At 71.2% G+C, this 23,414-nt stretch carries 23 protein-coding genes and 1 pseudogene; 3 read left to right on the plus strand and 21 right to left on the minus strand.

The window, feature by feature from the left end:
* The first annotated feature begins 8 nt into the window (after positions 1 to 8).
* Together AB0C15_RS04340 and AB0C15_RS04345 are read left to right on the plus strand one after the other, a co-directional pair.
* Positions 9 to 356 carry a metallopeptidase family protein gene (locus AB0C15_RS04340; protein WP_357348693.1) on the plus strand — a complete coding sequence of 116 codons (348 nt, stop codon included), beginning with the start codon at positions 9 to 11 and terminating at the stop codon, positions 354 to 356.
* Positions 357 to 514: 158 nt separating this feature from the next.
* A complete protein-coding gene (locus tag AB0C15_RS04345) occupies positions 515 to 1,237 on the plus strand; it encodes an AIM24 family protein (protein WP_030487734.1) in 723 nt (240 codons plus the stop codon).
* Between the two features lie 46 nt (positions 1,238 to 1,283).
* Here the strand turns inward: AB0C15_RS04345 and pheA are convergent, their stop codons facing one another.
* From pheA to AB0C15_RS04370, 5 genes are all read right to left on the minus strand, one after another.
* The gene (gene pheA, locus AB0C15_RS04350; RefSeq protein ID WP_357348516.1) at positions 1,284 to 2,237 is read right to left on the minus strand and encodes a prephenate dehydratase; all 954 of its coding nucleotides are present in this window, start codon (positions 2,235 to 2,237) and stop codon (positions 1,284 to 1,286) included.
* A gap of 10 nt (positions 2,238 to 2,247) precedes the next feature.
* Positions 2,248 to 2,757 carry a hypothetical protein gene (locus AB0C15_RS04355; protein ID WP_357348518.1) on the minus strand — a complete coding sequence of 170 codons (510 nt, stop codon included), beginning with the start codon at positions 2,755 to 2,757 and terminating at the stop codon, positions 2,248 to 2,250.
* A gap of 208 nt (positions 2,758 to 2,965) precedes the next feature.
* The gene (locus AB0C15_RS04360; protein WP_357348520.1) at positions 2,966 to 3,355 is read right to left on the minus strand and encodes an ACT domain-containing protein; all 390 of its coding nucleotides are present in this window, start codon (positions 3,353 to 3,355) and stop codon (positions 2,966 to 2,968) included.
* Positions 3,356 to 3,430: 75 nt separating this feature from the next.
* Positions 3,431 to 3,889, minus strand: coding sequence for a hypothetical protein (locus tag AB0C15_RS04365; RefSeq protein ID WP_357348522.1), 459 nt, complete (start codon positions 3,887 to 3,889; stop codon positions 3,431 to 3,433).
* Between the two features lie 167 nt (positions 3,890 to 4,056).
* On the minus strand, positions 4,057 to 4,794 hold the full coding sequence (locus AB0C15_RS04370; RefSeq protein ID WP_357348524.1) for a hypothetical protein: 738 nt from the start codon (positions 4,792 to 4,794) through the stop codon (positions 4,057 to 4,059).
* Positions 4,795 to 4,957: 163 nt separating this feature from the next.
* Here AB0C15_RS04370 and AB0C15_RS04375 point away from each other — a divergent pair, with 163 nt between their 5' ends.
* The gene (locus AB0C15_RS04375) at positions 4,958 to 6,175 is read left to right on the plus strand and encodes an arginine deiminase (protein WP_357348526.1); all 1,218 of its coding nucleotides are present in this window, start codon (positions 4,958 to 4,960) and stop codon (positions 6,173 to 6,175) included.
* Positions 6,176 to 6,235: 60 nt separating this feature from the next.
* Here AB0C15_RS04375 and AB0C15_RS04380 read toward each other — a convergent pair whose 3' ends face one another.
* The 16 genes and pseudogenes from AB0C15_RS04380 to AB0C15_RS04455 form a co-directional block, all read right to left on the minus strand.
* Complete coding sequence (locus AB0C15_RS04380) at positions 6,236 to 7,123, minus strand: DUF5926 family protein (protein ID WP_357348528.1); 888 nt, start codon at positions 7,121 to 7,123, stop codon at positions 6,236 to 6,238.
* Positions 7,124 to 7,182: 59 nt separating this feature from the next.
* Positions 7,183 to 7,602, minus strand: a complete 420-nt coding sequence (locus AB0C15_RS04385) for an ATP-binding protein (RefSeq protein ID WP_357348695.1) — start codon at positions 7,600 to 7,602, stop codon at positions 7,183 to 7,185.
* 61 nt (positions 7,603 to 7,663) lie between these two features.
* A complete protein-coding gene (locus AB0C15_RS04390) occupies positions 7,664 to 9,118 on the minus strand; it encodes a PAS domain-containing sensor histidine kinase (protein ID WP_357348530.1) in 1,455 nt (484 codons plus the stop codon).
* A 54-nt stretch (positions 9,119 to 9,172) separates the two neighbouring features.
* Entirely contained in the window at positions 9,173 to 9,961 is a 789-nt protein-coding gene (locus AB0C15_RS04395) for a glycerophosphodiester phosphodiesterase family protein (RefSeq protein ID WP_357348532.1), read from the minus strand.
* 10 nt (positions 9,962 to 9,971) lie between these two features.
* Positions 9,972 to 10,307, minus strand: a complete 336-nt coding sequence (locus AB0C15_RS04400) for a rhodanese-like domain-containing protein (protein WP_357348534.1) — start codon at positions 10,305 to 10,307, stop codon at positions 9,972 to 9,974.
* 58 nt (positions 10,308 to 10,365) lie between these two features.
* On the minus strand, positions 10,366 to 11,268 hold the full coding sequence (locus AB0C15_RS04405; RefSeq protein ID WP_357348697.1) for an LCP family protein: 903 nt from the start codon (positions 11,266 to 11,268) through the stop codon (positions 10,366 to 10,368).
* 235 nt (positions 11,269 to 11,503) lie between these two features.
* Positions 11,504 to 12,772 carry an LCP family protein gene (locus AB0C15_RS04410; RefSeq protein WP_357348536.1) on the minus strand — a complete coding sequence of 423 codons (1,269 nt, stop codon included), beginning with the start codon at positions 12,770 to 12,772 and terminating at the stop codon, positions 11,504 to 11,506.
* 158 nt (positions 12,773 to 12,930) lie between these two features.
* Positions 12,931 to 14,157, minus strand: a complete 1,227-nt coding sequence (locus tag AB0C15_RS04415) for an LCP family protein (protein ID WP_357348538.1) — start codon at positions 14,155 to 14,157, stop codon at positions 12,931 to 12,933.
* Between the two features lie 76 nt (positions 14,158 to 14,233).
* Positions 14,234 to 15,211 (minus strand): NAD-dependent epimerase/dehydratase family protein, encoded by a 978-nt coding sequence (locus tag AB0C15_RS04420; protein ID WP_357348540.1) that lies wholly within the window; start codon positions 15,209 to 15,211, stop codon positions 14,234 to 14,236.
* Between the two features lie 80 nt (positions 15,212 to 15,291).
* Positions 15,292 to 16,983 (minus strand): cation acetate symporter, encoded by a 1,692-nt coding sequence (locus AB0C15_RS04425; protein WP_357348542.1) that lies wholly within the window; start codon positions 16,981 to 16,983, stop codon positions 15,292 to 15,294.
* Positions 16,961 to 17,326, minus strand: a complete 366-nt coding sequence (locus AB0C15_RS04430; RefSeq protein WP_354883753.1) for a DUF485 domain-containing protein — start codon at positions 17,324 to 17,326, stop codon at positions 16,961 to 16,963. Before AB0C15_RS04430 ends, AB0C15_RS04425 begins: the two co-directional genes overlap by 23 nt.
* Before the next feature lie 153 nt (positions 17,327 to 17,479).
* Positions 17,480 to 18,188 (minus strand): annotated as a pseudogene (locus AB0C15_RS04435) (flavin reductase family protein).
* Between the two features lie 538 nt (positions 18,189 to 18,726).
* Positions 18,727 to 20,430 (minus strand): ABC transporter permease, encoded by a 1,704-nt coding sequence (locus AB0C15_RS04440; protein ID WP_357348544.1) that lies wholly within the window; start codon positions 20,428 to 20,430, stop codon positions 18,727 to 18,729.
* Positions 20,415 to 21,179 carry an ABC transporter ATP-binding protein gene (locus tag AB0C15_RS04445; protein WP_357348546.1) on the minus strand — a complete coding sequence of 255 codons (765 nt, stop codon included), beginning with the start codon at positions 21,177 to 21,179 and terminating at the stop codon, positions 20,415 to 20,417. The genes AB0C15_RS04440 and AB0C15_RS04445 overlap by 16 nt, the downstream gene beginning before the upstream one ends.
* A 164-nt stretch (positions 21,180 to 21,343) precedes the next feature.
* A complete protein-coding gene (locus AB0C15_RS04450; RefSeq protein ID WP_357348549.1) occupies positions 21,344 to 22,987 on the minus strand; it encodes a cation acetate symporter in 1,644 nt (547 codons plus the stop codon).
* On the minus strand, positions 22,988 to 23,401 hold the full coding sequence (locus AB0C15_RS04455; protein WP_357348551.1) for a hypothetical protein: 414 nt from the start codon (positions 23,399 to 23,401) through the stop codon (positions 22,988 to 22,990). It abuts the gene before it with no gap.
* Between the last annotated feature and the right edge of the window lie 13 nt (positions 23,402 to 23,414).

The following is a 23,414-nucleotide window of genomic DNA, read 5'->3' on the forward strand; positions in this document are numbered from 1 at the left end:
GGGTGCCGGTGGAGATGAGCCGTGAGCGCTTCGAGGAGTTGGTCGGCGAAGCCCTCGACGAGGTGCCCGAAGAACTGCTCGGCCTGATGAACAACGTGGTGATCCTGGTCGAGGACGACCCGCCACCGGGAGAGGTCGACCTGCTCGGCCTCTACGAGGGGCATGCGCTCACCGAGCGCGGTTGGGACTACTCCGGTGTGCTGCCCGACCGGATCTTCATCTATCGCCATCCGATCCTACGGATCTGCGACGACGACGAGGACGTCATCGACGAGGTGGCGGTGACCGTGGTGCACGAGATCGCTCACCACTTCGGCATCGACGACGCGCGGTTGCACGCGCTCGGCTGGGGCTGACGCCCGCCGCTCAGCGACCATCCCCGCCACACGCTGCCGTCACCGCGTCGCCCCGCTGCGCCGCCGCCCCGCGCCGCGCCGGGCGACCGACGGCCGGTGCTTGCCGTGGTCGCCTACCGTCGGTGCAGCGAACGCGACCCTATTCAGGAGGCCCTTTCATGCGCAGCGAGCTGTTCTCCGCGGAAAATCTCGAGAAGGAGTCCGCGCAGCCCGGCATGCGGTTGCAGAACTCCAAGATGTTGAAGATCGAACTCAACGGCGAGGCGATGGCCCGGGTCGGGTCGATGGTCGCCTACCAGGGAAATGTGCAGTTCCAGGCGTTGGGCTCGGGTGGGCTCGGCAAGTTCCTCAAGCAGAAGCTCACCGGCGAGGGCGTCCCGCTGATGAAGGTCTCCGGTCAGGGTGACGTCTTCCTCGCCGAGTTGGCCAAGGACGTGCACATCATCGACCTGGAGCCGGGCGACGCGCTCTCCATCAACGGCTCCAGCGTGCTCGCCTTCGACTCCACCCTCCAGTACGACATCAGGATGGTCGGCGGCGCCGGGATGGCGTCCTCGTCCGGCCTCTTCAACTGTGTGTTCAGCGGGTACGGGCGGATCGCCATCACCACCAAGGGCACCCCGGTCGTGCTCAACGTGGACGCCCCGACCTACGTCGACCCGCAGGCGGCGGTCTGCTGGTCGGCAAACCTCCAGACCGGCTACCACCGGGCTGAGCAGCTCGGCCTCGGCACACTGCTCGGTCGCCGCACCGGCGAGTCGTTCACCATGAGCTTCGCCGGTCAGGGCTTCGTGGTGGTGCAGCCGTCCGAGGAGCCGCCGGTCATGGGCAGCGGCCAGCAGCAGCAGGAGGGCGGTCTGCTCGGCGGTCTGCTGAGCTGATCGGGAGCGGCGCGGGTGCTCCCGACTCTCGGGAGTGCCCGCCCGGTCAGGTCAACTCACCTGTACGCAGTCGGGTCAGCCAGGCCGCCGCGTCGGCGTAGTCGATGTCGGAGAGACCCGCCGGCGCGGGCACCGGACGTTCGCCAGCCTCGGCCCACCGGTGCCTGGGATACGAGCCCAGGAAGCGGACGTCGGCACAGACGCGGCGGAGCCCCTGCAACGCCTCACCCAGGCGTACGTCGGCCACGTGGCCGGTGCAGTCCAGGAAGAAGACGTAGCGGCCCAGCGCCTCGCCGGTCGGACGGGACTCGATCCGGGTCAGGTTGACCCCCCGGACTGCCAACTCCATCAGCACGGACAGCAGCGCGCCGACCCTGTCGTGGGCGATGTAGACCGCGAGCGAGGTGAGGTCGTCTCCGGTCGGTGGCGGTGGCGGCCCGGGGCGGGACACCAGCGCGAACCGGGTCACCGCGTCGGGGTGATCGGCGATCTTGTCGGCGAGGATCGTGAGTCGGTGCCGGGAGGCTCCGATCGGTGCGCAGATCGCCGCGTCGTACTCACCCGTGCCGGCACCGGCGGCGGCCGCGCCGTTGGAGAGCACGTCGACCACCACGGCGTCGGGCAGGTGGTCGCGTAGCCAGCCGCGGCACTGGGTGGATGCCTGTGGATGGGCCGCCACGGTGCGGATCGAGGACTGCGCGGTGCCGGGCCTCGTGGCGAGCACGAACTCCACCGACAGGATCACCTCCCGGGTGATCACCAACGGCTCGCCCTCGGCCATCTCGTCGAGCGTGACGCCGACCGCGCCACCGATCGAGTTTTCGAGTGGCACCAGCGCGGCGTCGGCGTCGCCGGCGCGGACGCTGTCCAGCGCCTCACCGACGCTGCGGGCGGGCGTACGGGTGCCGCGCTCGGCGGCGGGTACGGAGCGCAGCGCCTGCTCGGCGAAGGTGCCCTCCGGCCCGAGGTAGACGAAACGTGTCGGCGGTGTTCCCGGCATGCCGATCAGCCTACGCACCCGGTTGGTTGGCCGGGCCGGCGTCGCAGGCGAGAGCGCGGATCCCGGCCGGGCTGGTGGCGCGTACCTCGATGGTGCAGACGTCCGTGCCGGCGGTGACCAACACCGGGGCGCTGGGTTCGCCCCGGGTGACCACCTGGAGTTCCTCGTGCCCGGTCACCGCCAGGACGGTGAACTGCCACTCACCGGCACAGAGTGGCCCGGTGCGGACCTGGACCCGGACCCGGACGTTAGCCGGCAGCACGCCGGCCCGCCCGCGCAACAGTTGCAGCACCCGCTGCCCGGTCGGCCCGTTGCGGCAGGCGGTGGCGACCAACCCGGCGTCCGGGGTGGGCGTGACCGGACCTGGAGTCGGCGCGGTGGTCGGCGGGGTCGTGGGTGCGGTGCTCGGACCGGACGGCGTCGGGGCCGAGGTGTGGGTGGGCACGCTCGTCGGCTCGCCCAGCCCCGGCGGAGCGCCGCACCCGGCGAGCGACGCGACGGCGACCGACGCGAGCGCCATGGGCAGCGCGTGGGCGATGATCCGGGCGGGAGCACGACCTGCTGACCAGTCGTGAGTCGCCGGTGTGGGGTGATCCGTCGCCCGCGGTGAGGGGGACGCGGGGTGGCGTGGGGTGAACGGCACGGGCCGATCCTCGGGACATCGGAGAATTCGTCGCGGCCGGGGGTGGCCGAGCCCATCGTAGGGCGAGCGGCCGGTCGGGTGAACCTCAGCCGGTGACGCGGTGCCCGGCGCGCTGGAGCGCGGCGGTGCCCTCGGCCAGCCGAACGGTCGGCACCAGCAGGTAGTCGGTGTCGAAGGTGGAGAACGTGACGGCGCTGACCCGTGCCTCGGCGAGTGGGTCGACGAGCGCGGCCAGGCTGCCGGTGCCGGCCAGCGCCACCGGAGCGGTGACCCGTAGACAGCGCCAGGTCGTCTCCACGACGGCCTGGGTCGGCGCCCGGTCGGCCGGGCAGATCACGGAGATCCCGTCGGCGGTCCAGCTCACCGTCACCACGTCCGCGCCGCCCAGCCCGCTCGACAGCGCGTACGGCAGGGTGCTGCCGGCGGCCAGCCGGCACACGGCGTATTCCCCGGGCAGCAGGGCGATATCGAGCATGATGGCACCCTATGGCCTTCGGGTGGAGGCTCCGGGGTAACGGCGCGTGCGGCGAAGGCCACACTGCGCCGCAGGTCAGACCTCGGAGAAGAAGGTGAGCGAGCCGGCAACGGTGCCGTCGGTGAGCACCGGGGTGGCGATCGCGTCGACTGTCGCGTCGGAGCTGTTCGCCGAGGCCGCCTGCACCCGGAGCAGCCCACGGGCGAGTCGGCCCGAGGAGAGCGCCAGCAGCGGCGGGATCTTGTCGATCTCGGCTTCGGTCAGCTCGCCCCGGTTGGCGGTGAAGTCGAGCAGGCGCAGCCCGCCGTCGAGCAGCGGTCGCCCGATCAGCCCGTCCGGCTCGCCGAGGCAGAGCAACTCGCAGCCGGCCGTGGAGATCGCCACCACCCGGGTGTCGGCGTCGATCAGCAGGCACGGCTCGTCGGCCCGGGAGACTGTCGACGACCACTGACCGACATTGCCGGACTCCGGCTCTGTCGAGGCCCGCGCCGCCGGCACGAACGCTTCCGAGAGCGAAAGTTCGACGTGGGCCACCGCGCCTCCTATGTGCACCGATCGACTGTCCACGCTAGCGGGTCGCCGACGGAATCACCGAGCGCACCGGGTCACCGACCGCGCATCGGGAACCGAGGCGGCCAGTGACGGCGCGGGACCGGTGAGGTGAACGGGGGGACCGGAGCCGCGTGGCGTCGCCGGTGACGTTACCGGCGGTGGGCCGGCTTGTCAGCGGCCGTTCGGCCCTCGTCGTACCACCGGTAGTCGGCGGTTGGACGGTACGTGCCGTTCAGCCAGGTGCCGGGATGCTGTGCGACCCGGGAAAGCTTCTCGGCGGTGGCGGGGCTGATCCGGCTGCCACCGGCCACGAGCAACCGGTCCAACTCCCGGTGGGTGGCCATCAGACAGTCCTTGGGAAGGCCGTAGACGCTGATCACGCCGGAGCCGACGAAGGTCAGCACCGGCGTCACCGGAACGGGCAGCCCCACCGCGTCGGAGAGCGCCTTGCTGGCCCGCTTGGCGTCCCGACGGGACTCCGCCACGTACGGCGGTCGCTTGCCGTTGATCTGCACCACGTCCCCGGCGACGAGCACCCTGGCCCGGCCGTGGTCGGCGATGGTCACGGCGAAGAGGCCGCTCGGCCCGATGGCGAGGAACCCGGCCCGGTCGTCCTGACCGTGGTCGAGGACGTCTGTCACGTCGGTGCGCGGCCACTCGATCACGTGCCAGGCCGGCCCGAGGTGGTCGAGTTGGCCCAGCGCGCGTGCACCTGCCGCCTCCAGGCGGCGGGCACCTCGCTCGGCCCGACGACGACGAGCCCATTCGAGCGGTGTCGGACGGACCGGCTCAAGCACTCCCGGCGCCTCGACGCGGGGGTGCGGCACCGACACGGGCGGCAGTGCCCGAGCGGACGGTACGGCTCGTCGTGCGGGAAAGACAGTCATCGCGACCTCCGGCAAAAGGTCCCTCGAAGTTATGTCCTCACTACCCTACGTCGTCACCACCCGTGTTCGGCAAGCCGAAGCGCCGGAGTGACTGTGGATGAATGCCATATTCATCCACAGTTCTTTTCTCGGATGCCGCTAAACCCTGCCCTACGCTGCGGGAGTGACCCACTACGTCGACAGCGAAGTCGGGCGACTCGGCACGGTACTGCTGCACCGGCCCGGCCCCGAACTGGCCCGGCTCACCCCACGCAACAACGACTCGCTTCTCTTCGACGCGATCCCGTGGGTGGGGCGGGCCCAGGAGGAGCACGACGCGTTCGCCGCAGCCCTGCGCGAGCGCGGCGTCGAAGTGCTCTACCTGGCCACCCTGCTGGCCGAGACGCTCGCCGTCGCGGACGCCCGGGCCGAACTGACCGAGGAGGTGCTGCGCTCGCGGCGACTCGGCGACACGCTGCGCGCCCGCGTCGCCGACCACCTCTCCTACCTGGACCCCGCCGCCCTGGCCGACGTGCTCACCGCCGGGCTGGCCCATGAGGAACTGCGGATCAGCTCGGAGCGACCTGGCGGGCTGGTCTACACGCTGATGGACCGGCACGACTTCGTCATCGACCCGCTGCCCAACCTGCTGTTCACCCGCGACTCGTCGTTGTGGATCGGTGACCGGGTCGGAGTCACCAGCCTGGCCATGCCGGCCCGCCGCCGCGAGACCACCCTGACCGACGCCATCTACCGCCACCACCCCCGGTTCGCCGGCACCGAGTTCGTCTACCGCCCCAGCCTCGAGCACCTGGAGGGCGGGGACGTGCTGCTGCTCGCCCCCGGGGTGCTGGCCGTCGGGGTGGGCGAGCGGACGACCCCGGCCGGCGCCGAACGCCTCGGCCGGCAGGTCTTCGCCGCCGGTCTGGCCCACACCATCCTGGTGGTGCCGATCGCCCAGAAGCGGGCCACCATGCACCTGGACACGGTGTGCACGATGGTCGACGTGGACGCCGTCCTGATGTACCCCAACATCGCGAGCACGCTTTCCGCGTACACGGTGATCGCCGGCGCGGACGGCGAGGACCCACGGGTGGACGGGCCGGCACCGTTCCTACGGGCCGCCGCCGACGCGATGGACCTCGACCTGCTCCGGGTCATCGACACCGGGCTGGACCCGGTCACGGCGGAACGCGAGCAGTGGGACGACGGCAACAACACCCTCGCGCTGGCCCCCCGGCTCTGCGTCGGCTACGAGCGCAACACCGAGACCAACGCCCAACTGGAGCGGGCCGGCATCGAGGTGATCCCGATCGCCGGCTCGGAGCTGGGCTCAGGTCGGGGCGGACCGCGCTGCATGTCCTGCCCGATCACCCGCGACCCGCTACCCGTCGCCGGCTGAGGACCCGGCCGGGCTGAGGACCCGGCCGGGCTGAGGACCCGGCCGGGCTGGGGACCCGACTCAGCGCAGGGTGAGCTGGCGGCCGAGCAGCCCCTGACGGGCCCGACGACCGGCGGCGTCGAGGGGTTCGGTGGCGGTCAGCGCCTCCGCGTACCGCTTGGCGAACTGCGCCACCGGCTCCTCCCACTCGGCTGCCGGGGTGTGCTCCGGCAGGTCCCAGACCGGCACGAGTCGACCGTGGGCGCGGAACATGCCGGCGAACTTGGTCTGCTCGCCGAGCGGCAACGTGCCGGCCGCGCCGAGTCGGGCAAGCGCGTCCAGGGCGGCGTCCTCGTCCTCCGGCAGCACCCAGCGCACGTGGGCCTTCTCCGGCACCTGGCACCAGTACGCGGCCTTCGCCGCGGTCAGCCGAACCGTCGGGTAGATGGCCGCGTTCGCCCGCTCCAGGGAAGCCTGGACGGTCGGGTCGTCGGCGGCCCCGGGGTCGAGCCAGAAGTCGAAACCGTCGTGCATGGTGATGTCCAGTGGGCCGTCCACGAGGATGTCCTGTAGACGGGGCCCGGGACCGGGCAGTGGCGGCACGGCCACCTGCCCACCCGGCTCGGTGCGCAGCGCGCTGAGCAACGCGTCGGCCAGGTCCCGGGAGACGTCGCCGGACTGCTGGTGGCGCTGGAGACCGATGAGCACACGGCCGTCCGGCTTGGTGATCGCCGGGGCGGCCATCGGCAGCACCGTGGCGAGCGTCGCCGCCCGGTGACCGAACTCCTCGACCAGGGCGGGCGCCAGTCGCAGCGGGGCGGAGGCGGCGGGCACCAACTCGCGCAGCGCGATCCACTCGGACTCGTCGACCAGCCCCTCGAACGGGCGCGGCACGAAGACGTCCCGAACCTTGTCGCGACGGGGGGTGGTGTCGGCGGCGGTGCGCTGGCTCTTTCGACGCTTACTCACGGCGTCACAGCCTAGAGCCCTCGGCGGCCCGCCGTGGCCTGGACCCGCCCGAGCCGCGCTCAGCCCGCCGGCACCAGGGCGGGTCGGGGTGTCGGCACCGGGTCGAACTCAGCCCAGACACGCTGGCCCATGCCGTCCTGTACGACGCCCCACCGGGTGGCCAGGCCGGCCACGATGTGCAGGCCCCGCCCGTCCGCCGCGTCCACGCTCGCCGTCCGGAGCCGCGGCCCGGTGTTCGCGCCGCCGCCGTCGGTGACCCGCAACTGGATCAGTGCGCCCTCGGCCGAGGGCCGGAGCCGCCAGGCAACCCGGATCACACCGCCGGGCAGAGGTCTGGCGTGCCGTACCGCATTCCCCACCAGCTCCGCGAGGACCGCGATCAGGTCCGCGAGGAGCGTCGGGGGTACGACGTCCGCCAACTCGGCGGCGAGCCGGTGTCGGGCCAGCCGTGCCCCGCCGGGGTGGTGGGGAACCACCACGCACCAGGCTCGATCCCTCGCTGCCGCTGCCACCGCCGCCTCCACGTCGCGCCGCCCCTGGTCAACCGCGTGGTAGGCGCACCTCTGCGACCGTACCGCCGCCGGTCCTCGGACGTAGGGATACCCATCCATTTTGCTGTTCAACGATCCGGCGGACGAGATAGAGACCGAGCCCGGCCCCCGGGTAGCCGCGGCGGTCGCCGGACTCGCCCTGCCAGAACCTGTCGAACGCCCGTTCCACGTGCTCGGGGCGGATGCCGATGCCCTGGTCGCTGACCCGGAACGCCACCAGCTGACCGTCGACCGAGGCGGTGATCTCGATGGGAGAGTCCGGTGCCGAGTACTTACCGGCGTTCGTCGTCAGCTCGGTGAGCACGGTGGCCAGGCTGGGCCGGTGACCGAGCGCCTTCGGCAGGTCACTCGGGAGGCGGAGCAGCAGCCGCCGGCGCAGCTCCGCTGGCAGGTCCACGACGGCGGAGCGCAGCGCCTCGCCGAGGTCGAACGGTGTGGGAGGGTCGTCGCCCGGCCCCACCTCGGCCGCCGAGCTGAGGAGACGGTCGACCAACCGGGCCAGCTCGTTGGCGCGTTGCCCGATCACCCGGGCCGCCTGCCGCCGGTCGACCTCGGTCAGCGACTCCCAGTGGTCGGTGAGGGTGTCCGCGTACCCCTTGATGACGGTGACCGGGGTGCGCAGCTCGTGGCTGGTCACCGCGACGAACAGCTCCCGGTCGTGGTCGCGGCGCTGTTGGTCGGTGATGTCGCGGAAGGTGACCACCCGCAACGTGCCCGGGCCGGGCAGATCGCCGGAGATGATTCGCAGCCAGCGCCCGTCCGGCATCCGGTGGTCCCGGACCTGCCCGGCGGGTGGCAGCGGAAACGGCAGCGGACGGCTCAGCGCCTGCTCGACGGGCCGGCCGGTGACCTGGGCGGCGGCCGGGTTCCAGAGCCGGACGTGCCCGTCCCGGTCGACGACGGCAAGCCCGTCGGCGAGGGCCGCCACCACCGGGCCGTCGCCGTGCACCGGCAGGCCACTCTGGTCGCCGTACATGTGCCCGATGCAGGACGCGAGGTAGGCGACCACCCCCTGCGGCTCGTCGCCCGGCTCGTCGTCACTCGGATAGAGCGCGTGCAGGCTGCCGACGGTGTGGCCGCCGATCTCGGCCCGGGAGACCACCATCCGGCGCAGGCCGCTGCCGGCCAGTGCGCCGGCCAGCTTGCCGTTGAGGTCGGCCACCCGTACCTGACTCGAGCGCGGCCCCGCCAGCAGGCAGACGGTGTCCGGGTCGTCGACCGCCAACGGCCGACCGAGCGCCCACTCCGCCGCGCCGGTCGCGGCGATCACGCGACCGCCGGTGGGACCGAACTCCACGAACGCCATCCCGGTCGCGCCGAGCGCCGGCTGGGCCACCCGGAGCAGCTGGGTGAGGACCGGCAGGCCCGCGTCCCCAGAGTTGATCATCTCGATCACGACGGTGTGGCCGGCGAGGAGAGCGGGGAAGTCGATACGCTCCGGCATGTGCCGAGTCTGCCCCGCCGACCCGGTTTTGGGCACCCCCGCCCGGTCGATGGGTCAGCGGTCCAGCCGGGCGAGGGCGTACGCCGGCCGGTCGGTGATGATCCCGTCCACGCCGGCGGTGAGCACCAACTCCAGGTCGGTCGGCTCGTTCACCGTCCAGACGTACACCTGGTTGCCGGCGGCCCGCAGTGCGGGCAGTAGCTGCGGGCGGGCCCGGACCAGGCCGATGCCCGGCCCGGCGATCCGGGTGCCGAACGGCAGTCGACCCAGCCGCAACCAGCGCGGCAACACCTCCAGCAACAGCACCGTGGGCAGCGTCGGGGCCAACTCCCGCACCCGGCGGACGGCCAGCGGGGAGAACGACATGACGGTGACCTGCACCGGGTCGTCCGGCGCGGGGTCGGCCAACCCGTACCGGCGCAGGAGACCGACAAGTCGCCGTTCCACGTTCGAGCCGTAACGGGACGGGTGCTTCGTCTCGACGAGCAGCCGAACCGGCCGGCCGGCGGCGAGCACCGCGTCAAGCAACCGGGCCAGGGTCAGCAGCCGGGTGTGCGACTCGTCCGGCGGCAGGTCGCCGTCCGGCGCGCTGCCCGGGTGCCACGAGCCGAAGTCCAGGGCGTCCAGCTCGGCGAGCGTACGCGCGCTGACCAGACCGCGACCGTTGCTGGTGCGGTCGAGTCGTCGGTCGTGCACACAGACCAGATGCCCGTCCCGGGTCAGCCGGACGTCACACTCCAGGCCGTCGGCGCCCTCGTCCAGGGCGCGCAGGTACGCGGCGAGGGTGTGCTCGGGTAGGTCGAACGAGGCGCCTCGGTGCGCGAAGACCAGTGGCCCGCCCATTCCGCCGGCCTCAGATGACCTGGCCGGGCTGCCCGTTCGCGTCGACCACCGGTCGGCCGACCGCGGCCCACTGGCGCATCCCGCCGTCGGCGTTGCGCACCCGCTCCCAGCCGTTGTTGATCAGGTAGGCGACGACCTGGGCGGACCGCCCGCCGGAACGACAGACGACCGCCACCTCCCGGTCGGTGGGCACCTCGGCCAGCCGGGCCGGCAGCTCCATCATCGGCAGGTGGTGGGCGGTGGGCGCGTGGCCGGCCGCCCACTCGTCGTCCTCCCGCACATCAAGCAGGTAGGTCTCGTCGGCGATCTCGGTCACGGGCACGGTGGGAACCTGGGGTCCGAACACAGGAAGCAACACTAGATCCTCGTGGCCCGGTTCGGCACCGACCGGGCCGTCGGCACTGTCACAACCGGGTCACCCACCGGGGGTTGGCCTGCGCCCACGCCGGCACCCGGGTGCCGCGGAGCGCCTCGAAGAGCCCGTTGCCCCCGTTGTCCAGCACCACGTACGACACCTCGTCGATGGTCTGCGGCGCGGAGGGCACCTGGACGCCGCGCATTCCGTCGGGCGGCAGCGCGCGGAGCGCGAGGAGCAGGTCCTCCAGGGGTACGCCGTTGGTGTCGACAGTCAACGAGCCGCCGACCGCCCGGAGCACCTGGTCGAGTTTGACGGGGTTGCTCCGCAGGTCCGCCCGGCCGGCGCTGTCGAGCATCGCCCGGAGCAACTGCTGCTGGTGGTGCTGCCGGTCGTAGTCACCGCCGGGCAGGTCGTAGCGCTGTCGGACGTAGTCCAGCGCCTGTGCCCCGTCCATCTGGTGGCAGCCGGTGGAGAAGACACGGTTGGTGTGGATCGAGCGGACCTCGGTGTCGACGCACATCTCCACCCCGCCGAGCAGGTCGATGACCTTCCGGAAGCCGGAGAAGTCGACAAGTGCCGCACCGTCGAACCGGATTCCGGTCAGCCGGTGCAGGGTGGCGGAGAGCAGTTGGGCACCGGCCTGCCCGCCGCCGCCGTGCTCGTACGCCGCATTGATCTTGTCTTGTCCACCGCTGAAGCCGTTCGCGGGTGGGATGGCGACCAGCAGGTCCCTCGGGATGGAGACCAGGTACGCCTCCCGCTGCCCGGCGGGGACGTGCACGATGAGGATGGTGTCGGAGCGTTGGTCCGGGCCGCTGTCGCCCGGCCGCCGGTCGGATCCGACCAGAAGGTAGTTCAGCGGCCCGTCCAGGTCGGTGCGGTCGGTCCGGGCGTCAAGGTCGAGCAGTTGCTCCTTGGTCACCGTGCGGTCGTAGCGGTGGCTGAGCATCTTGAGCCCGGCCACGGCGAGCCCTGCCAGCAGGACGAGGGTGAGGCCGACGCCGAGCAGGATCCGTGGCCCTCGGGCGCGGGGGGACCGGGCGGGCGGAGCCGCTCCGGCTCGGCCCGCTGCGTTCCGTCCCCACCTGGACGTGACCGCCTCCCCGCAGCCGATACGTGAAACCTGCTCACGTCAGGCTACGGGCGGTGACGAGGTCGTCGCTGGGTTTCCGCGACTCCCGGCCCTACTTGCGGGTGGAGATCACCTCGGGGTGGGTGAAGACGAACTCGGCGAGTTTGTCCTGCTTGACAGCCCGGAACATGGCCATCGTCTCTTCGTTCAGGCCCTCGGTGTTGTTGTTGTTGGCGTTGAACGTGCCGTTGTTGGTCTTCAGCATGGTCAGCTCGTTGCCGGTGACCCCGCGCATGGTGAAGATGAAGTCCTCGATCGGCACGCCGCCGGTGTCCAGCACGAACGCCTTGCCCGCGGCCTTGATCAGGTTGTTCATCTTGGCCGGGTTTGACAACATCCCGCCCTCGGTGGCCTTCTTGGCCATCGCCTTGATCAGCTGCTGCTGGTTGGCCTGCCGGTCGTAGTCGCCGTTCTTGAGGGTCTTGCGCTGCCTGGAGTAGTCGAGCGCGGCCCAACCCTCCATCTCCTGGCAGCCCTTCTTGTGCACCACCGGGGTCCGCTGCTTGCCGGTCTTCTTGGCGTCCGCGTTCCACATCGGCTTGCCGTCGACGTACGACATGTGCAGCGACTTGACCTCCTGGGTGACACAGATCCGCACCGTGCCGAGGGCGTCGATGACGTTCTTGAAACCACCGAAGTTGATGATCGCCGCGCCGTCGAAGCTGACCCCGGTGAGGCGCTTGATCGTCTGGGCCATCAGCTGGGCGCCGCCCTCCCAGCCGCCGCCGTTCGCAGCGCCGGCCTGGAACGCGGCATTGATCTTGCCGGAGCCGCCGCCGTAGCCGCTCTTCTTGAACGCCGGGATCTGCGCCTCGGTGTCCCGGGGAATCGAGATCAGGTACGCCTGGTCGTGCGTGGCCGGAATGTGCAGGATGATGATGCTGTCCGAGCGGACGTCGTCGGCGGCCCAGCGCTCCCGCGCGTCCACGCCGAGCAGCAGCATGTCGATCGGGCCGTCCAGGCTCGCCCCGCCCTCGGCGTCGGACTTGCCGGCCTCGCCCAGTAGGTTGCCCTTCGCGATGCCGCCGGTTGCCTGCCCGATCAACGCCTTGCTGCCGACGATCGCCACGCCGCTGCTCAGCATCAGCACGGCACCGAAGACCACTGTCAGCCTGGCCCAGAGCGGGTCCTTGCGCTTGGTCCGCTTCTTCGACCCACCGCCACCCGGGCGGTCGCCACCGCCGCCACCGCTGCCGCCGGGCGGGCGTGAGCCCGGCCCGCCACCCGAGGGGCGTGCCTGCGCTGGTATGGACGCGGCGACTCGGCCGCTGGGGGCGGCGGACCCGGGGGAGGAAGGGCGACGACTGGCCTGAACCGGCATGCGTGCTCCAGCTCGTGATCAGGAGGGGGCGGCACCACTGTACGTACATGAAATCGACTTGGCGAGTTCATCTCAGGTCAATCCGGACGTCGAGTTTTCCAGACTCGGTCGATCGTCGCCGTTCGATTATCCGAACGGCTGGTGCCGTGGTGCCTCGGTCACCCTCCGTCGTTGCTCTTCGGCGGGTTGGCCTTGACCCAGTCGGCCATCGTGTCACCGGCCATGGCCTGGTACATCGCGAGCGCCTTCTCCCGGTCCGATACCACCACCGACTCGCCGTTGATCGTGTCGCTGCCCGAGTTCGGGCTGGTCACGAAGGTGAGGTTCTGGCCGCGCAGGTTGCGGAACTGCAGCGCCATGTCTGTAACCGAGAAACTCTGGTCGACGGTTACGGCTGCGGTCACCGACTTGAGGAAATCGTTGAGCTTCTTCGGGTTCGCAAGCGTGCCGGTGCTCGCCGCCTTGTCCATCAGCGCCCGCAGGAACTCCTGCTGGTGCCGCATCCGGGCGAAGTCCCCGTCGGGGAACTGCTTGCGCTGCCGGATCCAGTCCAGCGCCTCGGCGCCATCCATGTGGTTGGTGCCCTTGGTGAATGTCCGGTACGGCTTGTGGATCGAGGTGATGGTCCGCTCCACCTTCAGGTCCACACCGCCGAGGGCGTCGGTGACCTCCTTGAAACCGCCGAAGTCGATCGCCATCACGTGGTCGATCCGAACGTCGGTGAAGCACTCCACGGTGCGCACCGCGAGCGGCAGCCCACCGAACGCGAACGCTGCGTTGATCTTCGCGCGGGAACCCGAGGCGCAGTCCGCGCCGGCGCTCTCCGGGATCGGCACGTACAGGTCCCGGGGGATGGAGACCAGATAGGCCTCCTGGTGGTCGGCCGGGATGTGCATCACGATGATCGTGTCGGCGCGCCACTGACTCTTGGTGTCGACGGGCGCGTCCGGGTCCCGCGAGTCGCTGCCGACAAGCAGGATGTTCAGCGCGCCGTCGACGGTCTTGGCGGGCCGACCGCCGGTGATCTCCGCGAACGGGTCGGTGCGGGCCAGGTCACTGTTCAGGTTGCGGGCGTACAGCCAGGCGCCGATCCCGCCGAGCAGCGCCAGCACCAGCACCGCGACCCCCGCCACCAGGGCGATCCGACCCCAGCGCGGTCGCGGGCCCCGGCGCCCCGGCCCACCGGCGCCACCCGGGCCGCCGGGCCCCGAGGGCCCCACCGGGCCCCCGGGCCGAGGCTCCTCCTGGTCGTACGACGGGTAGAAGCGCGCCTCGGTCGGACGGGCACGCCCGGAGGCGCCCCGGTCGGGGCCGGGCACCGACGCGCGCCCGGCGCTGCGGTGCAGGAACGGATGCGGGACGCCGGCAGACGAGGTCGCGGACATGTAACTCAGGGTACGTAGCGAGAGCCACTGCCGCCTTCAGGCGACACTCAGCGGCTGGCGGTACGCGAGGATCCGGTTACCCTAGCCGCGTCCGGAAGTACTCGATCGTGCGTCGCAGGCCGTCTTCGGGCGCTACCGACGGCTGGTATCCCAGCAGTTCGCGAGCGAGCGTGAGATCCGGGCGGCGCATCTCCGGGTCGTCCGAGCTGCGGGTGACATAGGTCACCTTCGAGGTGCTGTCGGAGAGCGACACGATCAACTCAGCGAGTTGCCGCATGGTCAGCTCGTGCTCGGTGCCGCAGTTGACCGGGCCCGTCTCGGTCGAGTCGAGCAGCAGCAGGATGCCGCGCACCAGATCCTCGACGTAGCAGATGGACCGGGTCTGGTTGCCCGTGCCGTGCACGGTGATCGGCTCACCGCGCAGCGCCTGGGAGATGAAGGTGGGGATGGCGCGGCCGTCGTCCGGGCGCATCCGCGGGCCGTACGTGTTGAAGATCCGGACGATCGCCGCGTCGAGCCCGCGGTAGCGGTGGTACGCCATCGTCGCGGCCTCGGAGAAGCGCTTCGCCTCGTCGTAGACGCTGCGAACCCCGATCGGGTTCACGTTGCCCCAGTAGGTCTCCCGCTGCGGGTGCTCCTTCGGGTCCCCGTACGCCTCGGAGGTGGAGGCCATCAGGAACCGGGCGCCGTCGGCGACCGCGCGCTCCAGCAGGTGCAGGGTGCCCACCGAGCCGACCCGGAGGATCTCCACCGGCAGGAGGGCGAAGTCGGTGGGGCTGGCCGGGGAGGCCATGTGCAGGATCGCGTCGAACCGCTCGGCAAGTGCCGGGTGATGGGTGGGCAGGCCCTCGGAGATGTCCGCCTCGACGAGGGTGAAGGTCGGGTTGTCCAGCAGGTGCGCGACGTTCTCCTTGGAGCCGGTCACGAAGTTGTCGAGCGCCACCACCGTGCAACCCCGGGCGATCAGGGCGTCCACCAGGTGCGACGGGACGAAGCCGGCTCCGCCGGTGACGAGGACGCGGTGACCGGGACCGAAGCGCTCAGCAACCTTCATGCCGGCCAGCCTACCGAGCCGCCCCGGACGCGGTCGGGCCCCCGCTGACGCCAGGCGTCGGCGGGGGCCCGGGTGTCGCGTCAGTGGGCGCCCGCGCCGGTGAGGGCGCGCACCTCCAGCTCCGCGTACTTGTCCTCGTCGTGCTCCTTGGAGATGACAGTGCCGATCCATCCGCAGAGGAAACCGAACGGGATGGAGAGGATGCCGGGGTTGGACAGCGGGAACCACTGCCAGTCGTGGTCCGGGAACATCGAGGTCGCCGCGCCGGAGACCACCGGCGAGAAGAACACCAGCAGCACGGCCGACAGCAGACCGCCGTAGATCGCCCACACCGCTCCGGAGGTGTTGAACCGCCGCCAGAAGAGGCTGTAGAGGATCGCCGGCAGGTTGCCCGAGGCGGCGACCGCGAAGGCCAGCGCCACCAGGAACGCCACGTTGAGGTTCTGCGCGTAGATCGACAGGGCGATCGACACCGCGCCGATCACCAGGGCGGAGATCCGGGCGACCCGCACCTCCTGCCGCTCCGACGCCTCACCCTTCTTCATCACGTTGGCGTAGAAGTCGTGCGCCAGGCTGGATGAAGAGGCCAGCGTCAACCCGGCGACCACCGCGAGGATGGTGGCGAAGGCGACCGCCGCGATGATCGCCAGCAGGGCTGCCCCGCCCAGTTCGCCGCCGAAGAAGCTGATCCCGAGCGCTTCGGCCAACTGCGGCGCGGCCGTGTTGCCGGCCTTGTCCTGCGCCGTGATCGCCTGGCTGCCGACGAGCGCCGCCGCACCGAAGCCGAGGGCCAGGGTGAGCAGGTAGAAGGTGCCAATGATGCCGATCGCCCAGAGCACGCTCTTCCGGGCCGCCTTCGCGGTCGGCACCGTGTAGAAGCGGATCAGGATGTGCGGCAGACCGGCGGTGCCGAGCACCAGGGCGATACCCAGGGACAGCAGGTCCACCTTGTTGTAGAAGGTCTGCGTCGAGTTGCCGGCGACCTCGACGCCGTACCGCAACCCGGGTTCGAGGAACGCGCTGCCCTTGCCGGAGGCCGCAGCCGCCTGGCCGAGCAGCTCCGACAGGTTGAAGTTGAACTTCGCCAGCACCAGGATGGTCATCAGCAGTGCGCCGCCCATGAGCAGGAACGCCTTGACGATCTGCACGTAGGTGGTGCCCTTCATGCCACCCACGGTCACGTAGATGATCATCAGGGTGCCGACCATGATGATGGTGGCCACCTTGGCGGTGGCGGCGTCCATGCCGAGGAAGGTCGTCCCCGGCCGGATGCCGAGCAGCAGCGCGACAAGCGCGCCGGCGCCCACCATCTGCGCGAGCAGGTAGAAGATCGACACCGTGATGGTGGAGACCGCCGCCGCCGTACGCACCGGACGCTGACGCATCCGGAAGGCGAGCACGTCCGCCATCGTGTACCGGCCCGAGTTCCGCAGCAGCTCCGCGACCAGCAGCAGGGCCACCAGCCAGGCGACCAGGAAGCCGATCGAGTAGAGGAAGCCGTCGTAGCCGTACAACGCGATGATGCCGGCGATGCCGAGGAACGAGGCGGCCGACATGTAGTCGCCGCCGATCGCCATGCCGTTCTGGAACCCTGAGAAGGACCGGCCGCCCGCGTAGAAGTCGGTAGCCGTCTTGGTCTGCCGACTGGCCCAGATCGTGATGCCCAGGGTCACCGCCACGAAGACCAGGAAGAGAGTGATGGTCAGGTTGCGGGCGGTGTGATTGCCCGCCTCAGCCGCGAGGAACGTCTCAACCGCGTGAACCGTCTTCACGGGTCACCTCCCCGATCTCGGCGCGGATCCGGTCCGCGATGGGGTCGATCTTCCGGTCCGCGTACCGGGAGTAGAGCCAGGCGATCAGGAACGTGGAGACGAACTGGAGCAGGCCGAAGACCAGCGCGACGTTGATGTTGCTGCCGAACAGCTTCGTGCCCATGAAGTCCCGGGCGTACGCGGAGAGAATGACGTAGAGCGCATACCACAGGAAGAACGCGACGGTCATCGGGAAGACGAAGCCGCGCAGCGCACGCCGCAGCCCGGCGAACTCGTCCGACCGTTGTACGGTCAGGTACTTGTCCGACTGGGAAGCGGCCGGAGCGGGTGTGTCCGTGGACATCTGTGGATCACCACCTTCACAGGCGTCAGAGGAGTTTCGCGCACCGTAGAGAGCGCACTCCCCGGCAGGGAAGGCTGAGATCGACGCCGGTCGGCGAGTGCGCCGAGCGGTTGACTGGCTGCGCCAGGTGACTCAGGTCACTGCGGTGATCGGTCAGGCCGGCAGCTCGTGGTAACGACCGCGGTAGTGCAGCAGCGGGGTGGCCTCCTCGGCCAGGTCGACCGCCTCGATGGTGGCCTCGACCAGCAGGCCCCAGCCGTACTCCCGAGCGGCGTCCAGCCGGCACCCGGCCCAGCCGGCGGCGTCCGCCGGAACCGGACCGTACGGCGTCTCGTTCCACGCGCCGGTCGCGAAGAGTCCGCCCGGGGCGGGGAAGAGGCCGGCGAACCGGTCGGCGAGTTGCCGGTGCGGCGGGCCGAGCGGCGTGACAGCGAAGCGCCCCGACTCCTCGACGGCCGCCCAGAAGTCGGACTCCGGATCGATCAGCCCGAGCAGTCGGTCCGGTTCCCCCTCGGCCACCAGGGTGGACGAGACGGTCAGCCCGGCCGGACCGGGTGCCGTCCAGAGGGTCACCGGTGCGGCGAGGCGACCACGCAGCCGGCGTACCGGCGACCGTTGCCCGGTCGGCACAGCGAAGGGATCGGTGTGGTGGATCTCGGCACCCGGCTCATGATTCACGTGAAACATTGTGCCGCCCCGGACCCTCGCCCAACCAAGGAAGCGCTCGTGCAGATCGGCGGGGCGTCCGCCGATAGAACAGCAGCGCGGTGCGGTCGTGCCGGTACTCGGCGAGCAGCGCCAGCCGCGAAGGCTGGCACGGCCAGTGCGCGCCGCACCCCCGACACCGCCACAGCGGCCGCATCGGCAGGTGTGGCCGGCTCACCTTGGCTCGCCGGCCGGCCGCTCGGCGGAGGGCGTTGCCCGAATGACAGTGATGCCTCTGAGTCATATTGATGTCTGAGGGTCATCACGCTCGCGGTGACACATCGGTCCCCGGTGCGGTGCGCCGTCCGGTCGTTTGCGCGCACTGAGGTCCGGTCCGCCGGCCGGGCGGCGGGCATCACCAGCGGCCGCCGTTCGCGCGCCAGGTCTGCGCCGGGGTCAGCCAACCGGCCCGGTCGCGGCACGGCCACCGTCGGCCCGTCCGCCCACGCAGGTGGACGATTCGGCGGGCCTGCCGACCGCCCCGTTCCTGCCGAGGACGAACCCGAACATGGCCGATCTCCTCCCAGTCGACGAGGGCGCAGGACCCACGGGACGTCGCCTCCACCGGCCGGGCCGCGTGCTCTCCACCCTGGACGGAAGGGCGCGAAGAGGGAGGATGCCAGGGCCTACTACGCTCCGGCCGCCTGGCGTGGCTTCGCCGCTAACGCCGCCCAAGGTCCGAGCCGCCCAACCGCTTAGCGGCGCGGCGTGACAGTGGCCAGCAGTTCGGGCTGGCGTCGGTCCAGCACGTCGCCGGCCAGGTACGCGCCCAGCAACGCCGCGCCCAGCCCGTACGCGGCGCCGACCGGCAGGGCCAGCCAGAGCCAGGCGTCACCGAGCAGCGCGGCGGCCACCACCATCGGCACCGCGGCGATCGTCGCGGCGAGCATGGTCAGCAGGGTGAGCAGCCCCTTCGTGAGCCCCGCCCCGCTGTTCATCGCGAACGGGTTGCTCGTCTCCGGCAGTGAGTACGCCCCGAGCACCGAGACCAGGCTGTTCACCGCCAGCCCGGCGCCGTAGGTGGCGACCAGGCTGCCGAAGGTGAGACCGACCCACCCTGGCCGGCTGAGCAGCACCGACAGCACCACCGACACGAACGCCAGCATCGGCAGCACGTACAGCGAGAAGGCGGTCATCCGCGCCCGCAACTCCACCCGGCCGGGCACCCCGGCCACCACGTTCGCGGCGTACGCGCTGCCGTCGAAGCCGAACTGGTTGGCCAGGGTGGCGGCGGCGAGCACGCCCACGAGGACCATGGAGATGGTGACCACGACCGGTGAGCTGTCGCTCGCCGCCGCCGTCAACCCCCCGTTCTCCATCGCCGCGAAGTCTCCACCCGTGACGTTGATGAACACGGGTACGAAGATGCCGACCACCGCGATGGTGATCAGGTTGGCCCGGCGCCGGGCGTCCCGCCACCAGTACCTCGCCTCCCGGGCGACGAGGGCGCCGAACCGGTCCCGACGCGCCCAGCCGGTGGCCCGGGGGAACAGTTGGGCGACGGCACCTCCGGCGACGCCGCGTCGCACCGGTGCCTTACCGCCGCTCACCGCACCCACCATCGCCGACTCGAGCGACCGGGACCACCAGGCCAGCAGGGCGCCGAGCGCCACCACCGTGATCAGGAGCTTGACCGGTGCCGCCCACACCCGACCCTGGGCCACGTCGATGCCGACGGTCCACGGAGCGCCGAACGGCGTCCAACCGATCACCGTCGCCACGCCGCTCAGTCGGCTCCAGTCCGCCTCCCGCAGCGCGGCGAGGCCGAGGACCTGCAACGGGCCGAGCAGCGCGGCAGTCACCGCCAGCAGCACCGCCGCCAGGTCGCGGACGCGTCGGGACCGCAGCATGGTGGCGAAGGCGCTGGTCACCGCCCGGCTCGCGGCCACACAGAGCAGCAGCCCGGCGAGCACCCCCACGGCGGCGACCAACCCCGCCGACCACCCACCCAACGACCAGGCGGTCAGCACCAGCCCGGACGTCGCGAGGAGCACCGCGAACACCGGCACGCTGATCAGGGCCGCGACGAAGAGGCCGGTCACCAGCGTGCGCCGAGGCAGCGGCAGCAACGCGAACCGGGCCGGGTCCAGTGTCTCGTCCACGCCGAAGAAGACGAGTGGCAGGAGCAGCCAACCGAGCACGAGCAGCCCGCCGCCGGCCGCCGCGACAAGCACCGCGTACCGGCCGTTGCCGGCCAGGCCCGGCGCGGCGAAGAGGAAGAAGCCACTTGTCGCGAACCAGAGCCCGAGCAGCGCGCCGCCGACGAACAGGGCGATCCGCCAACCCTGGCCGCGGAAGTTGTTGCCCATCACCCGCAGCTTGAGTCGGACGAAGTGGCGGGCGGACACCGCGCGTACGGACGCGGCGGGGGTGGCGTCCGCGGTCACTGGGAGAGCCACGACAGCTCCTCGCCGGTCGCGGTGCGCCCGCCGACCACCTCGACGAAGACCTGCTCCAACGAGCGACCGCCACGGACCTCGTCGATGGTCCCGACCCGTTGGATGACACCGCCGGCCAGGATCGCCACGTGTGAGCAGAGCCGCTCGACGACCTCCATCACGTGACTGGAGAACACCACGGTGCCGCCACCGGCGGCGTAGCGGGTGAGAATGTCCCGGATCAGCGCGGCGGACACCGGGTCGACCGCCTCGAACGGCTCGTCCAACACCAGCACCCGGGGGCCGTGCAGCAGCGCGCAGGCCAGGCCGATCTTCTTCTTCATGCCCGCCGAGTAGTCCACCACGAGCGTCCGACCGGCATCGCCGAGCGCCAGCACGTCCAGCAGCTCGGCGGCCCGCTGGTCGACCACCGCCGGGTCCATCCCCCGCAGGAGCCCGTTGTACGCCAGCAGCTCCGCCCCGGTCAGCCGGTCGAACAGCCGCACCCCGTCGGGCATCACGCCGAGCAGCCGCTTGGCGGCCACCGGGTTCTGCCAGACGTCGTTCCCGAGCACCCAGGCCGAGCCGGCGTCCGGTCGCAACAACCCGACCGCCATCGACAGGGTGGTGGTCTTGCCGGCGCCGTTCGGACCGAGCAGGCCGTAGAAGGAGCCGGCGGGGACGTCCAGGTCGACGCCGGCCACCGCGATCGTGCCGTCGAACCGCTTGGCCAGGCCACGCAGTGCGAGCGCGGGGTGCTCAACAGTCATGCGCCGACGTTATCCGTCGGCTGCCAGTTCCGCCCTCCGGCGGGAGGCGGACAACGATCATTCTGAAGTCGTAGTGTTTCGCGATCTTGCACTTTCTGCCCCGACAAAGGGTATATCTACTTGTATCGGCATCGGTAAGTGCAAGATCGGCGCGACCTTCGCGATCACTGCATGCGGAGGGCTTCCGGGGTATGTAGGCGGAGCATGGTGGCCGCCACGTCGGCCGGGGCTCGGCGGCGGGTTGCCATCGAGACGACGACCATCACGGTGAAGGCCAACGGCACCGTCCAGGCGGCCGGCTGTGCGATGAGTGTGGCCGGCCAGCCGGAAAGCGTCGGGCCGAGCACGGTGACCACTACCGCGCCGATCGCCGCGCCGCCGCCGACCACCACGCCGGCGGTGGCGCCCACGTCGGTCAGCCCGCGCCACCAGATGCCGAGCACCAGCAGCGGGCAGAAGCTCGACGCGGCGACCGCGAAGGCCAGCCCGACGACCTGCGACACGTCCAGCCCGGAGACGTGCAGCGCGAGCATCGCCGGCACACCACCGGCGATGACGGTGGCCAGCCGGAACCCGCGTACCGAGCCCCGACCGAGCACGTCCGTCGAGATCACCCCGGCGACGCTTGTCAGCAGCCCGGACGAGGTGGAGAGGAACGCCGCGAACGCGCCCGCGGCGACGAGCGCGGCGAGCAGGCGGCCGACCAGCCCGTCGCCCAGCGCCGCGCCGGGCAGCAGCACCACCACCGCGTCGGTCTGGCCGCTGAGCAGCAGTTGCGGGGTGTAGATGCGGCCGAGCACCCCGTAGAGGGTGGGGAGCAGGTAGAAGGCGCCGACGAGCGCCAGCACGACAAGGGTGGTCCGGCGGGCCGCCGCGCCGTCCGGGTTGGTGTAGAAGCGGACCAGCACGTGCGGCAGACCCATGGTGCCCAGGAAGGTGGCCAGGATCAGCGAGTACGTGGCGAACAGGCCCCGGTCGTCGTCGCCGGCGGCGCTCGGCAGCAACCAGTCGTTGGCGTCGGTCGCCACCCCGGAGACGTCCGGCACCGGATCACCGGCAGCGAAGGTCAACTCGTCGCCGGGGCGTACCTCCCGGATGTCACCGTCGGGCAGGGTGAGGGTCGCGCGGTGCTCGACCACGACGGTGGTCGCGGCCCGGAACGTCGGCCCGTCGGGCGGGGTCACCGCCGGGCGGCCGTCGGCCTGCCACTGCAGGGCCAGGAAGATCACCGGTACGGCGAGAGCGGTCAGCTTGAGCCAGTACTGGAACGCCTGCACGAAGGTGATCGCGCGCATGCCGCCCAGCGCCACGTTCGCGGTGACCACGGCGGCCACCAGCAGGGCACCGAGGGGGTACGGGGAGCCGGCCACCGTGGCCAGGGTCAACCCGGCGCCCTGGAGCTGCGGTACCAGGTACAGCCAACCGATGAAGATCACGAAGGCGGTGGCCAGGATGCGGAGTCGATGCGACCCCAGCCGCAGCTCGCAGAAGTCGGGCAGGGTGAACGCGCCGGAGCGGCGCAGCGGCGCGGCCACGAAGAGCAGCAGGGCCAGGTAGCCGGCGGCGAACCCGACCGGGTACCAGAGCACGTCCACGCCGTACTTGAGGACCAGCCCCGCGATGCCGAGGAAGCTCGCCGCCGACAGGTACTCCCCACCGATCGCGGCGGCGTTCCAGGTCGGGCTGATCGCCCGCGACGCCACCAGGAAATCGGACGTGGTCCGGGCCAACCGCAGCCCGTAGAAGCCGATCCCGACGGTGACCAGGGTGACCGCGACGATGGCCGGGACCACGAAGTCGTTGCCCACTCAGTGCTCCGGCCGTTGCACCAGGTCGGTGAAGTCCTGCTCGTTGCGCTCGGCCAACCGCACGTACGCCCAGCCCACGGCGATCAGGAACGGGAAGGAGGCCACTCCGAGCAACAGCCACGGCAGGTTGACGCCGGCCACGGTGGTCCGGCCGAGCGAGGGCGCGATCGCGAACAGCCAGGGCAGCCCGCCCAACCCGATGGCCACCACCAGGGACAGCCGAAGCGCCAGCGCGAGTTGCGCCCGGACCAGGCCGCGGACCAGCGCCTCACCGACCTGGGTCTGCTGGGCCAGCTCGGCGCGGGTCCGGTCGGCGCGGGTGTCCTGCCGGGTGATCTCGGCCAGCACGATCCGGGACCGCCGGGGCGGTGGCACGGCTCCGCTCGACCCCACGTCCGGCAGTTGCTTGGCCACCCCGGCAGTCTCG

Origin of the sequence: Micromonospora sp. NPDC048835, from assembly GCF_040649995.1 — a bacterium.
Taxonomy (GTDB): domain Bacteria; phylum Actinomycetota; class Actinomycetes; order Mycobacteriales; family Micromonosporaceae; genus Micromonospora.